The organism is Methylobacterium radiodurans (assembly GCF_003173735.1).
GTDB lineage: Bacteria > Pseudomonadota > Alphaproteobacteria > Rhizobiales > Beijerinckiaceae > Methylobacterium > Methylobacterium radiodurans.
The window spans coordinates 3626085-3638677 of record NZ_CP029551.1 but is presented as its reverse complement, the minus strand read 5'-3'; the positions used below and the strand labels follow the sequence as shown (position 1 = coordinate 3638677).

Annotated in this window: 13 protein-coding genes, 1 tRNA gene and 1 pseudogene; 10 read left to right on the top strand and 5 right to left on the bottom strand. The window is 67.6% G+C overall.

The window, feature by feature from the left end:
• Positions 1–18: 18 nt before the first annotated feature.
• Together DK427_RS17010 and DK427_RS17005 are read left to right on the top strand one after the other, a co-directional pair.
• Positions 19–95 (top strand) — tRNA-Met (locus tag DK427_RS17010).
• Positions 96–594: 499 nt separating this feature from the next.
• A complete protein-coding gene (locus tag DK427_RS17005) occupies positions 595–2451 on the top strand; it encodes an ABC transporter ATP-binding protein (RefSeq protein ID WP_245930605.1) in 1857 nt (618 codons plus the stop codon).
• 122 nt (positions 2452–2573) lie between these two features.
• Here DK427_RS17005 and DK427_RS17000 read toward each other — a convergent pair.
• Positions 2574–3935 (bottom strand): annotated as a pseudogene (locus DK427_RS17000) (8'-apo-carotenoid 13,14-cleaving dioxygenase).
• A gap of 268 nt (positions 3936–4203) precedes the next feature.
• Between DK427_RS17000 and DK427_RS16995 the strand changes: the two are divergent.
• The 3 genes from DK427_RS16995 (at position 4204) to DK427_RS27145 (ending at position 5170) form a co-directional block, all read left to right on the top strand.
• The gene (locus DK427_RS16995) at positions 4204–4389 is read left to right on the top strand and encodes a hypothetical protein (RefSeq protein ID WP_109952292.1); all 186 of its coding nucleotides are present in this window, start codon (positions 4204–4206) and stop codon (positions 4387–4389) included.
• A 4-nt stretch (positions 4390–4393) separates the two neighbouring features.
• A complete protein-coding gene (locus DK427_RS16990; protein ID WP_109952291.1) occupies positions 4394–4861 on the top strand; it encodes an HAD family hydrolase in 468 nt (155 codons plus the stop codon).
• 81 nt (positions 4862–4942) lie between these two features.
• Positions 4943–5170 carry an MgtC/SapB family protein gene (locus DK427_RS27145; RefSeq protein WP_425452601.1) on the top strand — a complete coding sequence of 76 codons (228 nt, stop codon included), beginning with the start codon at positions 4943–4945 and terminating at the stop codon, positions 5168–5170.
• 137 nt (positions 5171–5307) lie between these two features.
• Here the strand turns inward: DK427_RS27145 and DK427_RS16980 are convergent, their stop codons facing one another.
• The gene (locus tag DK427_RS16980) at positions 5308–5589 is read right to left on the bottom strand and encodes a hypothetical protein (protein WP_162559819.1); all 282 of its coding nucleotides are present in this window, start codon (positions 5587–5589) and stop codon (positions 5308–5310) included.
• Between the two features lie 1286 nt (positions 5590–6875).
• Here DK427_RS16980 and DK427_RS16970 point away from each other — a divergent pair.
• From DK427_RS16970 to DK427_RS26420, 4 genes are all read left to right on the top strand, one after another.
• Positions 6876–7145: a hypothetical protein gene (locus tag DK427_RS16970; protein ID WP_109954230.1), complete on the top strand. Its 270-nt coding sequence runs from the start codon at positions 6876–6878 to the stop codon at positions 7143–7145.
• Positions 7146–7490: 345 nt separating this feature from the next.
• The gene (locus tag DK427_RS16965; RefSeq protein ID WP_245930603.1) at positions 7491–8177 is read left to right on the top strand and encodes a DUF2490 domain-containing protein; all 687 of its coding nucleotides are present in this window, start codon (positions 7491–7493) and stop codon (positions 8175–8177) included.
• Positions 8178–8270: 93 nt separating this feature from the next.
• Positions 8271–8492 carry a hypothetical protein gene (locus tag DK427_RS16960; RefSeq protein WP_109952287.1) on the top strand — a complete coding sequence of 74 codons (222 nt, stop codon included), beginning with the start codon at positions 8271–8273 and terminating at the stop codon, positions 8490–8492.
• A gap of 686 nt (positions 8493–9178) precedes the next feature.
• On the top strand, positions 9179–9364 hold the full coding sequence (locus tag DK427_RS26420; protein ID WP_162559818.1) for a hypothetical protein: 186 nt from the start codon (positions 9179–9181) through the stop codon (positions 9362–9364).
• Between the two features lie 322 nt (positions 9365–9686).
• Here DK427_RS26420 and DK427_RS26415 read toward each other — a convergent pair whose 3' ends face one another.
• A complete protein-coding gene (locus DK427_RS26415; RefSeq protein WP_162559817.1) occupies positions 9687–9836 on the bottom strand; it encodes a hypothetical protein in 150 nt (49 codons plus the stop codon).
• Positions 9837–9911: 75 nt separating this feature from the next.
• Positions 9912–10088, bottom strand: a complete 177-nt coding sequence (locus tag DK427_RS26410) for a hypothetical protein (protein WP_162559816.1) — start codon at positions 10086–10088, stop codon at positions 9912–9914.
• Positions 10089–10248: 160 nt separating this feature from the next.
• On the opposite strand from DK427_RS26410, the gene DK427_RS16950 reads away from it, so the two are divergent.
• Positions 10249–10623 (top strand): VOC family protein, encoded by a 375-nt coding sequence (locus tag DK427_RS16950; protein WP_109952286.1) that lies wholly within the window; start codon positions 10249–10251, stop codon positions 10621–10623.
• 114 nt (positions 10624–10737) lie between these two features.
• On the opposite strand, the gene DK427_RS16945 is transcribed toward DK427_RS16950, so the two are convergent.
• Positions 10738–12081 (bottom strand): MFS transporter, encoded by a 1344-nt coding sequence (locus DK427_RS16945; RefSeq protein ID WP_162559815.1) that lies wholly within the window; start codon positions 12079–12081, stop codon positions 10738–10740.
• Positions 12082–12593 lie beyond the last annotated feature (512 nt).

The following is a 12593-nucleotide window of genomic DNA, read 5'->3' as shown; positions in this document are numbered from 1 at the left end:
AGGGCCGCGGCGGCTTGGGGCGGGGTAGCTCAGCTGGTTAGAGCAGAGGAATCATAATCCTTGTGTCGGGGGTTCAAATCCCTCCCTCGCTACCATAATTTTAGCCCGCTCAGTCAACGACTTGGCGGGTTTTTTCATGCCCCAAAGGCGCTCTGAACGTGTTGCGATGGCCTGCAGCGCCCCTGCTGGAGCATCGTCTGGGCATGCGCCTGCTCGAACGGACGAGCCGAGCTGTATTGCCGCGCCTATGTGTTGACGAGGCTGCCGTTGCACGCCGCCCTGACTGACGAGATGCGCAGGCGGGCCGAAGGACGCCGCGTACGATCGCCAGGGGAGGCGCCGGCATAGGCAACGATGATGCCGGCTGCCCGGTCTGCCGCCCGGTATCTTGCAGCAACCTCGCTCCCAAGCATTAAGGTTGTCGGAGGCAGCGAACGACACGCTCGCGCTGATCAAAGCCGCGCCGTGGGGCGTCGTCAAACTTGGCACGAGCTGGGCGAGCGGCCGTGGAGCCACTCCAAAGGCTGGGGTGATCATCGCCACTCAATGCTCCTGGAGCACAGCAGGGAACGCCCGAGCGGCGCGACATTCACGTTGCATCCATCAAACACCGAGCGGCTTCGCAGCGCAGTCGCGGCACGGGTCGGTCCGCTTCGGCATCTCCCGGCCCTGTTCCGGCTCGCCTGGGCGACGAACCGCGCCCTGACCCTCCTCAGCATCGGACTGCGCATCGCCCGCGCGGCGGTGCCCGCGCTGATGCTCTACGTCGCCAAGCTCGTCGTCGACACCGTCGTGGCTGGACAGGCCGATGCCGCGCAGGCGAGCGCCTCCGCCTGGTTCGCCAGTCCGCTCCTGCGGCAGGTTGCGCTGCTGATCGGGGCCGAGCTCGTGCTCGCGCTGGCCTCCGACCTGCTTGGACGCGCGACGAGCCTCGTCGACGGGGTTCTGGCCGAGATGACCGGCAACGCCACCACGCTGCGGCTGATGGCTCACGCAGCCACCCTCGATCTCGCCCAGTTCGAGGACCCCGCCGTGCAGGACGGCCTGGAGCGCGCCCGTCGCCAAGTCGCTTGGCGCGCGAACCCCATGGGCCAACTGCTCGGCCAGCTCCAAGACGGGCTCACCGCCCTCTCGCTGGTGGTCGCCGTCGTCGCGTTCCTGCCCTGGCTCGTCGTTCTGCTCGTGCTCGCCCTGATCCCGGCCTTCCTCAACGAGCTCCACTTCAACCGCCTGGGCTACCGTCTCGCCTACCAGCGCTCGCCGGAACGGCGTGAGGGCGACTACATGCGCCAGCTCGGGGCCGGGGCCGAGAGCGCCAAGGAGGTCAAACTGTTCGGCCTCAGTGGCTACCTCGCCGAGCGCTTCGGCGTGTTCGCCGATCGGGCGCTGCGCGAGAACACCCGCCTCGCGCAGCGCCGGGCCGTTGCGGGCGGCCTCTTCGCCAGCCTCGGCACGCTCGCCTACTATCTCGCCTACCTCGTGATCGCGCTGCGGACGGCCACCGGCACGCTCACGCTCGGCGACCTCACCTTCCTGACGGGCGCCTTCCTGCGCCTGCGCGGTCTCGTCGAGGGTCTGCTGCTCGGCCTCTCCCAGCTCTCGGGCCAGGCGCAATATCTCGACGACCTGTTCGCGTTCCTCGCGCTCGCACCGCGCCTGCGCGCGCCCGAGCATCCCGCGCCCTTCCCGACACCGATCCGCGACGGCTTCGTGTTCGAGGCGGTGGGCTACCGCTATCCGGATGCGGAGCGCTGGGCGGTGCGGGGCCTCTCGCTCACGATCCGTGCCGGCGAGGTCGTGGCGCTGGTGGGCGAGAACGGCAGCGGCAAGACCACGATCGTCAAGCTCCTGGCGCGGCTCTACGACCCGACCGAGGGGCGCATCCTGCTCGACGGGCGGGACCTGCGCGATTACGACCCCGACGTCCTGCGCACGCGCATCGGCGTGATCTTCCAGGACTTCGTCCGCTTCGATCTCACGGCGGCCGAGAACATCGCGGTCGGGCGCATCGCGGCGCGGGCGGACGCGGCCCGCGTCGAGGGCGCGGCGGCGCGCGCGCTGGCCGACGCCGTGGTGGCGCGGCTGCCGGCGGGCTATGGTCAGCGGCTGGGCCGGCGCTTCGAGGACGGGGTCGATCTGTCCGGGGGCGAGTGGCAGAAGCTCGCGATCGCGCGCGCCTACATGCGCGAGGCCGAGGTGCTGGTCCTCGATGAGCCGACCGCGGCGCTCGACGCCCGCGCGGAGGCCGAGGTGTTCGCCCGCTTCCGCGCGCTCGCGCTCGGGCGCACCGCGCTGCTGATCTCGCACCGCTTCTCGAGCGTGCGCCGCGCGGATCGGATCGTCGTGCTCGGGAACGGCCGGGTACAGGAGGCCGGCACGCACGAGGAGCTGATCGGCAACGGTGGGCGCTACGCCGAACTGTTCGAGCTGCAGGCCGCGGCCTACCGATAAGGCAACAGCCGGCAGGCTGCCGAACTGCCGGATGACGTCGCCTATGCCAGCGTCGTCGGGCAGGGCCTGCACGCGGCGGACCTCACCGCGGGTGCCGATCGCCTTTGGCGACAGCGTGAGCGTCACGACCCCATGTCGGCGCCGGCTCCGAGGGGGCCGCAGCTGCCTCTCTCGCCCGGAGCGCGGGCCGGGAACCAGTTGCCGTGGAAGCCCGGCGGGATCCGGTGCCCGAGGCGGATCGTGGCGACCGGCGGCGCCTCGAACGATCGCGCGTCGAGAACGACGAAGTCCGTCGTGTCGTGGGCGGTGTCGATGACGAGCCCGACGAGCCAGCCTTCGTCCTCGCCGGCCTCAAGGCGAGCCGGCACGAAGACGAACTCCCCCGGGATGCTGCCGGCACCGAAGTCGTGCACGCGGCGCTCGCCCGTTTCCAGGTCGTGCTTGTAGAGTCGCGTCGCACCGGCGAGCTGCGTGTTGCCGTCGGCCGGGACGCTGACCGTGTAGAGGTAGCGGTGACGCTGCCCAAGACGGCGCTCATCGATGCGAGGGAATTCCTGCGCCGCGGAGTCGAGCACCCGCCGATCGACCCGCCGCGTCGCAGGATCGACCGTCCAGCGTTCAAGCCGGCCCGGTCTGTCGAGGCCACCCGCGGCCGAGGTGAACACCGCCTCGTAGGCGATCACATCGAGGATCACGCGTCCGTCCGCGTCGTCGTAGGCGTTGGCGGCGTGGAACACGAAGCAAGGCTAGACCGCGCACCAGACGATGTCGGCGCCGTCGCCCTGCCTGGGGAGCAGGCCCACGCGGGACCTGTGGTCGGAGTTCCAGCGGAACGGAAAGCGGTAGCCGGCCAGCACCGCCCCGAGCGAGAACGTGACGGGCAGGTCGAGTACGATCACGAAGCGCGCCGTGATCGCGCAATCGTGGATGCAGGGGCCGCGCTCGACCGCGACCGGCATATCCCGCACGACCTGCCCAGTCGGCGCGACGACGACGTGGCGGACGCGGTCCCAGATGCGGCCGTCGTAGGCGATCGCGTGGGTCTCGCCGGTCAGCGGGTCGCGGTGCGGATGCCCGGTGAAGGACCCGGCCAGCGTCCCGTCGAACGGGTTGTAGCGCTGCGCCTCCAGGGTCCGTGAGAGTTCGACGGGGAAGCTGCCAGCCTCGACGAGCGCGAAGATCCGGCCGCCGATCTCGACGACGTTGGTGTTGACGGTGTCGTTGCCACCCCGCCGCGGTCCGGGCGCGGCGGGTCGGCCGAGCGCCGCGGCGGCCGCGCGCGAGCCGATCCAGCGATTGCGGTACCACGGCGCCCTGCCGCTCTCGATCGCGAGACCGTGCACCATGCCGTCGCCGAGGAACCAGTCGTGGCCCCGCGTCGCCGGACGAACGGGGTTGGCCCCCATCTTGAGGTAGAGCCCGTCGAGACCGGGTGGGATCGTCCCGGTGACGGGGAGGTTCTCCAGGGTCAGTTCCTCCCGCATGGGTTCATGGACGCCGACCACGAAGGGGCTGCGCGTGCCAGGCAGGCGCAGCCGGTTGCAAGCCGCCAACAGGCCGACGCCGATCTCGGCGGCAGCGCGGAAGGCCGACTGGACTCGGTTCGGCATTGGCGGTCACTCGGATCAGGCAGCAGGCCAGAACGTCATCGAGGTGGGGCCACTTGGCTCCTGGACGCCGAAGGAGGCCCCAGGACCGGATGACCGGTCAGCACATTTACTCCTTGGTAACCGTCCGGACAGAGGTTGGCGCATGCTCAACCTCTCGGCACCACGCGCTCTGACGTTCCTGTTCTCCCTCGTGCTCGTGGGCCTGGCGGTCGCCAGCTTGTACATGCGCATCCCGACGATCGGTCCGACGGTCGTGAAGTTCAGAACCTGGCTCTTCGTCGGGGCCTATGTCGTGCTGGCACTCGGTGTCGTCACGAAGAGCTTGTGACCTGATGCCGACCGTCTTCCTGGACTGTGACGGCGTGCTCGCCGACTTTGATGCCGGAGCCGAACGCGTCTTCGGCATGCCACCAAGAGAGTTCGAGCGCCGCTTCGGGGCGAGGCGGTTCTGGAGCAACCTGGCCTCGCACAGTGACTTCTTCGGAGAACTCCCGCTGCTACCAGATGCCATGGAGCTCTACGGGGCTGTGCGCCACCTCCAGCCGGTCATCCTCACAGGATTGCCACGCGGCAACTGGGCTGAGCCGCAGAAGCGGCGTTGGGCTGAGAGGTACTTCCCCGGTGTCGAGGTGATCGCCACGAGTGCGGCTTTGAAGCGTGAGCATTGCCATCCAGGCGACGCCTTGGTGGACGATCGTGAGAAGTACCGTCACCTGTGGGGACAAGCCGGCGGCATCTTCATCCATCATCGTGATGCAGCTTCGTCGATCGGCGAGCTGCGCGCCCACGGCTTCTTGTAAAGAAAGTCAGAGAGATCGGCCTCGATCTTCTCGGACAAAGATCTGGTGCCTCTCATATGAGGCGAGGATGCTGGCGACGCGATCTGCGATGCACAGCGGGTTGTTCTCAGGAAGCGCGCCAAAGCTGTCGGGGTGCGAACCCTTGGGCTTGTGGGCCTCGGCGCCGTTCTGGTCACGCTGTCAGGCTCCGGATTTTCGGGTGAGATGACCGGTAACGCCAGCCGCGTTCTTCGGGGCCTGATCACCGGTATCGGCTTCCTGAACGCTGGCCTGATCGTGAAGGGAGCGAGGGCCATGTGCACGGTCTGACAACAGCGGCTGGGATCTGGGTCACGGCAACGCTCGGCGTTGTCGGCGGGCCGCAGCGACACGAGCCCGGACGCCGTGCATTGCAAGGCCTACGGTCATCTCTGCTGAACATCCCCGACGAGGGGACGTAGCGCCGGTCAGGGCGTCAGGCGACGGCGACCGGTGCGGTCCTCCACATATCCCGCGAGCGTCGCAGCGAAGGACCGGCCTGCCGACAGGGCTTCGGTGATCTGGACGGACACCTGCCCGGTCGTGCTCGCCGCCTTCTCGCCAGCGAGCGTCATGATCTCCGTATCCGTGCGCTCGGCGGCCTTCCAGCCCGCCACTCCCGTGAAGCCGATCAGGGTCAGGCTGACCGCTGATCCCGCGATCACGACAAGCTTCTTGGATGAACTGCGGCTGCGTGCGCCCGGCAACATTGCTCGCCCTCTACGTGATCGATTGCTGAAGGTGATAGATGTCCGGGGTTGCTGTCGGGTAAATGTCCGCTAATAGCTACGAATTGTTATTTGAGTTCACGTCGTTTCATGACGAGGAGCGGTCGCGATTTCGACAGACGCCGATGCACGGCAGGTGTAAAATTCACGACGCGTGAGCGCAGGCCGCTTCTTAGGGGCGCAAACGATCTCTCTCGCAATGGTGTTTTCATGGACTGGGGCTGGGTCTCGAAGGTCTTTAAAGACGAATTGCAAGCCGTCGATTCGCACTTGTGAGTGGTCCGTGCTGAGGTTTGGCCTGCGGGGCGGTCTGCTGGGTCAGGGCCGCGGTACCCTGGAGGAATCCTGGAAGCGGACGTTCGAGTGGCACCCGAAGCGCTTGGGAAGGCCCTCGATTTGAAATCGGACGAGGCAGGCATCCATCAAGGCTCGACGAGCTCCACTCGAGGCTGAGGGAGCGAACGCCGCCGAGCGGTGCTGGAGGTAGAAGCTTTCAGGATCGCTACGTTCAGGTGAGGGGCGCGGGGCAAGCTTTGCAACGGCATGAATGAAAGCCGCGCGAGCCGCGCCCAGGGTCTCACAAATCTCGGCTCAGTGCTTGATGTCTGGAAGGCGGTTTTTACAGCTGCGCTTGCTCTACGCCTCGTGCTCGGCTGAGGGAATTGCCCGTCGACGGGCCACGCATGAATGTGGAAGGCCAGCCACTGCGGGCCGCACCTGCGGCGACGCCACCGAGGCCGCGCTCAATAGCCATTTCGTGGGGGACGTGGCGCTGCTCTGCGGGCGTTCGGACCTGGAAGCCCCGGCCCGCGAGATGCGCCTATGTCGGATTGGTCATCGACGCATTGCGCCTGCGCAGATCAGCCGACTAGGCAGGTCAGCGCCAGCAGGCTGGCGAAGAACAGGCCCGACGAGGCGAGTACGCCCGCGATCTCGCGATGCTGGAGGATGAGGGTGCGGGAAGCGGCGATCATGGCGTGGACCGGATCGGGTTTGATCCGGTCAGCCTCGGGCCGAAAGATTGACGTTTCGAAGGCGAACCGTGCCGTCCACAGCATCCGGTCCCGTGCTGCGGCGGCCGAGATACAACGGAACTGCGTGCGGCCAGTACGCCGGCTGTGAGACGCGCCGGGTCGTGGATTTGATTCCGTGATGGGACGTGCGTCCTGACACGTCGCGCCGGCAGAGGTCGCCCCATCTGGAGATCACGCAAGACGATGCGGACCGGATCGGCCGGCCGCCAGCGTGATCAGGAGTTGAAGACCGCTATGAAGACCCGTGTCGCCGCCGCTGTCGCCGCCCTTATGCTCGGCGTTGTTGCCCCGGCCTCGTCTGCGCTGGCCTTCAGCTATGATGCGCCCCGCGGCCACTACACCGGCTTCGTGCCCTACGAGCCGCAGACCACCGGCGCGATCGGGGTTTTCGGCAGCCGCGATCCGGCCATCTGCCCGATGAGTTCGGCGGCGGAGGGCAACGCCAACCAGCAGAACTTCCCGGTCAAGCAGTACGGCCAGACCGCGGGCGGCAACCGCTGCTAAGGGGCGGGCCAAGTGCAGCAAATCGTGAGGGCGTTCTGCTGCGGCATGATCGGCGCGTTCATGGTCGCCCTCGGCCTGACGCTCTGGGGATCGGCCGGTGTGCGCGCCGCGCTCTGAGGCATATGGCGACGTGATGTTGCACGGGGCCGCCAGCGAGCGGCCTCGTGCTCCTTTCGCAGCCTGCAATGGAGGGTAGGCGCCGCCTGTGATCGACCCGCAACACGGGTCAACCTGAGATCTCCACGCGATGACGGGGGATCTTGCGGGCGCCATGCCGGACGGAACACACCATGTCCCGCTGGCCGCTGTTCCGAGGCTAGAGGTGCTGTTCCGGGAGACGGGATCGTGATCAGGTCTGTGCTCCGCCTCGCGTCGGCCTTCGGCCTTCTGGCGTCGGGCCTCCCAGCGGCAGCGCAGGTGGCGCATGACGGGCAGCTGTGGATCAATACGACACTCTTCGGCGGCGTCGATGCCTTCGCCTATTTCGCTGAGATTCAGCCCCGCTTCGGCGATGGCATCTCGCGCCTCGACCAGCTGATCCTCCGGCCGGCTGTCGGCTGGAAGATCAACGACCAGCTCACGATCTATCAGGGCTATGCCTATGTGGAGACGGCGCCGCTCGGCCAGCCGCCCCTCACCGAGGACCGCAGCTTCCAGCAACTGAGCTGGGAGGTCGGCGAATGGCAGCGCGTCAAGATCTCTTCGCGCACCCGCTTCGAGCAGCGCTGGCAATCGAATGGCCGCGATGTCGGCTTTCGCATCCGCGAGCAGCTGCGCGCTTCCTATCCGCTGACGATGGACGAAGGAGGCATCGCGGCACTCGGGTGGACCGAGGCATTCTTCGCGCTGAACGACACGGATTGGGGGGCCCGGGCCGGCTTCGATCGTGCCCGCACGTTCATTGGGCTGGAAATCCCCTTCGCGGGCAAATCGGCAGTCGAGATCGGGTACATCAACCAGACCGTCAACGCGCCCGGCACCCGCGGCGAGATGGACCACATCGTCTCGCTCAACCTCTTCGTGCGGCAGTAGAGCGTTCTCGGCGGTGCGCGTCGCGCTTCCGTCGCAGGAGCGCATGCCGCCGCCCCGGGTTCTCTCCTCAGCTAGAGGATAGGGAGCCGCATTGTGGAAGCCGACGATCTGCGGGGCGCTTCGTTCCGGGTCCTCACCTACCGCGATGGGCGACAGGTCATCTGTGAGAGCGTGGAGACCGAGGTGGCGGCGCGTACGCGCTTCGCCTCCGCGATCGACCTGTGCCGGGCGCGAGATGATGACCATGCGCATCGGGTCGAGCTCTGGCCGGAACACAGCCTGCTTGAGGCTCGGCCGGAGGAGACGAGCGCATGAGATGGGTCACAACCTGCACCGCGGCGGCTCGACGCGGATCACCAAGCCCGCTCGATCCGACGAGCGGCACCGATCATCCGATCAGGCCTGCCGCAGCTGCGCATCGGCAGCCAACGCCTCCATAACGAGATTGTTGACCTGAGCATCCCGTCTTGGCCGGCCGCGGAACGATCCGCGCGGCCGCACGGGCATTGGCCGCTCGTAGCGCGCCCCGAAGCCGACCATCGCGCAGCGCGCCAAGCCAGGGGCGCAGCGCGCCAAGCCAGGGCGCGAAACCTTTTGGCATCCGCGATGGCGGTTGCGCGCCTCTCAGCGAATGCGCCACGCGTGACCGCGTCTGGAGCAGACAGCACCGGCATGGCTTTGAGGCCTGGGCGGCCGGTCTTGCCTGTTCTGAAATGGCTGAAGGCGGGATACAACGCGCCGAGCAGACTCTGTTCCCGAGCTGCGGTCCCCTGCGGACGCTGCATGCGCGCCTTCGGGTTTTCTGCCCTCGCGGATCCGGTCAGCCGACATGTGCCACGGCAAGGTGCCGTTGGGGATTGGCCGCTTCCTTCCATCGTAATCCTGTCCCCTGCATCCGAATGCAGGGGTACGTGGGCGCAGCCGCGTCGAAATCCTGGCCGGAACTGCATCCTGGCAGAATGATTGGCATCATAGGTGCTCGTTGGCAGGATGGCCGCAACATGCCGCAGATGTTCGATTGGATCTTCTTCGCGATCATGATCCCGTTCCCGGCGTTTCTTGTCTGGGATTACCTCGCACATCGTTCGCCGAAAGATCGGCCGCTTGGCCAAATTCTCTTCGGACCTGCAATCCACGGCAAGGGTGGAAACAGACTCTCTGAGTCGGGCGTGTCTCAATCGGATTGAATGCCGCTTCGTGGGGATGCCTGCTGGGCCGGACGCGCAAAAGTGCGAGCCGAGCGATCGAAGATGAGTTCGGTCCGCCCGCCGTTCGGTCTCGCATGTCCGCGAGACCGCAGCGATGCCGTATAGGAGCATGCGCGCTCGGCCCGCCCCGTCAGGCGGCAGGTACGGCCCCGGCGGATACGGCCACGGCGGCCTACGTTAGCCTTGGGCTGCTGGTGAAGCCTTGGTGGGCTGCTGGTGAGCCTGTCGGCGATGAGCGGGGCGACTCGGCCCGCAGAGATCCTCGGCGAGCGCACGATTCGGTGCGCCCGTCGTCTGATCGTCAGGTCGGCTGCTGCTCGGTGTCCTTCACGGCCGGGTCGTCCTCTTCCGGCACGTCCGCCTGAGGCGGCGGCAAGGGGTTGCCCTCGCTGTCTTCCTCGATGAGGGCTCCGGGATCTTCGCCCGGCATCGGGGTATCGGCGATCGTCATGGGCTCGCTCCTCCTCGTGATGATGGATGTGCAAGTCCCGGTCGCGAGCCGTGTTCCGGGCGCCCGGGATGCGCCTCAGGCCACGCAGGTGCGGGTCAGGTAGGGCCACGACGGTCTGCAGGGCTCGACCGTCACGGCATGCGGTGCGCGCGGAAGCACGCGGCTCGGCGCGGCGGCCCGGACGGGCGCGGTGAAGGCGGTCGCACCGTAGAGCAGCGTGCCGGCGGCGAGGATCCTGAGCATATCGATCATGGCGTGATCCCCCTGCGACCTCGAGCGGCCGTCCTATGAGGCGGGTGTCTAGGAGCTTGGCTTTTCGGCCCGATTGCGTGGATTGTTGCGCGGTGCCATCCATGAGGCCGCCGGGGAGACCACTTGGCGGCCCGATTTCGAAGCTGGATCGGGAGGAAGCATGTTCACGCACGTCATGATCGGGAGCAACGACCTGGAGCGGGCCAGGAGCTTCTACGACGCCACGTTCGCAGCCCTCGGCGGCGAGCCGGGCAAGATGGATGAGCGAGGCAGGCTGATCTATGCCCACGCGGGCGGTCGGCTGATGATCACGAAGCCGATCGACGGCAATCCGGCGACAGCGGCCAACGGCGGGACCATCGGTATCGCCGCCGCGAGCCGCGATCATGTCCTCGCGTGGCACGAGGCCGGCGCGACGCACGGGGGCACCGCGATCGAGAGCCCGCCCTCGGAGCGTCCGAACGGGGCGTTCGTCGCCTACCTGCGCGATCCGGACGGCAACAAGCTCACCGCACGGACCGTGCCGGGAAAGTGACCCGAGCGGCCGGCCTCACCGCGCCGCCTTCAGACGCCTGCTCTCGACCGGGAGCACGGCGGGAGGTCGAGGCCGAGCCCATGGGAAGGCAGCAGGAGCGAGCCTCAGGCCGGATCACCCCTCGGAGGTATCCGTGCCGCGCAGAGACCGACGCCCCAGCATCGGACGCTGCAACCCGTTCGCCGAGGCCGGTCGATGGCCGGGCGTCGGCACGGATCGTGTGCAGACCAGAAACAGGATCGCGACGCCGAATGCGACGAGCGTCGGCGCCATCACCGCGGCAAGCGTGCCAGCCAAGGCCGATCCGACGACGTCGCCGAGATTCATCGCCGCCATGTAGACCTGGAACTGCGTCGCCGACGCATGCCCCGCGCGGCTTGCCAGCAGCACAGTCGGCAACAAGGCGACATAGAGCAGGGCGGGTACGACACTTGTCAGCCCAATGATGAAGGGACCCGCCGTGGCCTCCAACCCGGCACCGATCAGCGCTCCCGCGGCTCCGAGCGCCACCGCGCAGGCGAAGAGAAGGGTGCGCAGGGCCCGACGCGGCCCGACGCGGTCGACGGCTGCACCGAGACCCGCCGCGCCGAGGGTTCCGCCCAGGAGCGCAAGCCCTGCCTGAAGACGCGACAGGTCACCCGCGGTCCAGCCATGGACCTGCACCAGCGCGACGGTGAAGGGCACCTGGAAGAGCGCGAGCCCGAAATCGATGGCAAAGCACATCGTCAGCAGAATCGTCGCGTCGCGCGTTCGGAACGCGGCGAGAAGCCGACGCGCAAAGGAGATCATCTCCGACGCGCGGCCCCGGCCCGGTGCGCGCGTTGAGGCTGCTCTGTGCGGGGAGAGGAAACGGTCGCCCGGCGTCTCGCGCACGAGGATGGCCGTGAGAGCCAGCGATGTCGTCAGGGCGCACAGCACGCCGGCCGCAACGGGCAGGCCCTTCCCCGCGAGGAGCCAAGCGAAGATCGCGGCCCCCGCCGCGCTGCCGATCACGAAACCTGCCCGCGTTCCGGCGCTGGTGCGTCCCAATTCGTCGTCCGGCACGCTGTCGGCGATCATGCGGTCGGTGGCGGTATCGGCAAGGGACGCGGCCATGCTGTGCAGGAAGAGCACGGCACTGACGGTCGTCAGGCTCGGAGCCTCGCCGAGCAGGAGCAGGCTGGCGAGGCACGCCTGCGCGAAGGCCAGAGACAGGACGAGCCAGTAGCGACGGGGCCCCATGCTGTAGGGAGAGGCGCGATCGATCACCGGCCCCCAGAGCAGTGGCTGCAGGACCCAGGGCAGGCCAACGATCGCGAGGTGGCGGCCGATATCCGTGGCGGAAGTTCCGGCCGCAGCGAAGTGGTTGGCGAGCGCCGTCAGTGCGAAGCCGGCCACGACGCCCTGATAGAGGTAGAGCAGCGTGAAGAGGCCGAATCGCCAGCTTGACGACCTTAAGCTCGGCGGTCCTGGGCGCACCGGTTCGATCTCCGATCACTGCGAAGGCCCGGAAACGGACTTTCCCAAGGCAAGCTGAGGGCCCAAGGCCAGCTGAGGGCCCAAGGCCAGCTGAGTGTCGATAGCGGGGCTTCAGACCCCCCGAGGCCAGTGTCTGCGCGTGGCGTGGTGGTTGAGGTCATCGCCCGGCTGGCTCGAAGGCAAAGAGGCCGACCAGTCTCCGTGGCAGCGCTCCGCCAGCGCAGCGATCCGGGGTGCCCGGCCCTGTCATTGGCTTAGCAGTGCCCCTACTCAAATCATAATCCTTCCGTCTGAGGTCGTCTCTCCCTCGCCACCCGCTCTCGCCCGAGCGGTTGCAGCCGCGGTGAAACTCGAAAAATCAAAAGCTTACGACTGCTCGGCCGGCACAAGCGGGTGGTCCATATGCCTGTGACGATGGCCCGCGCCTCAGGCACCCATCGACCGGCATGTACGGGTTCCGGTGCGTCGTGCCGGAGGAGCTACGGGCGCTTGTTGGCGTTCCGTGCTGGCCG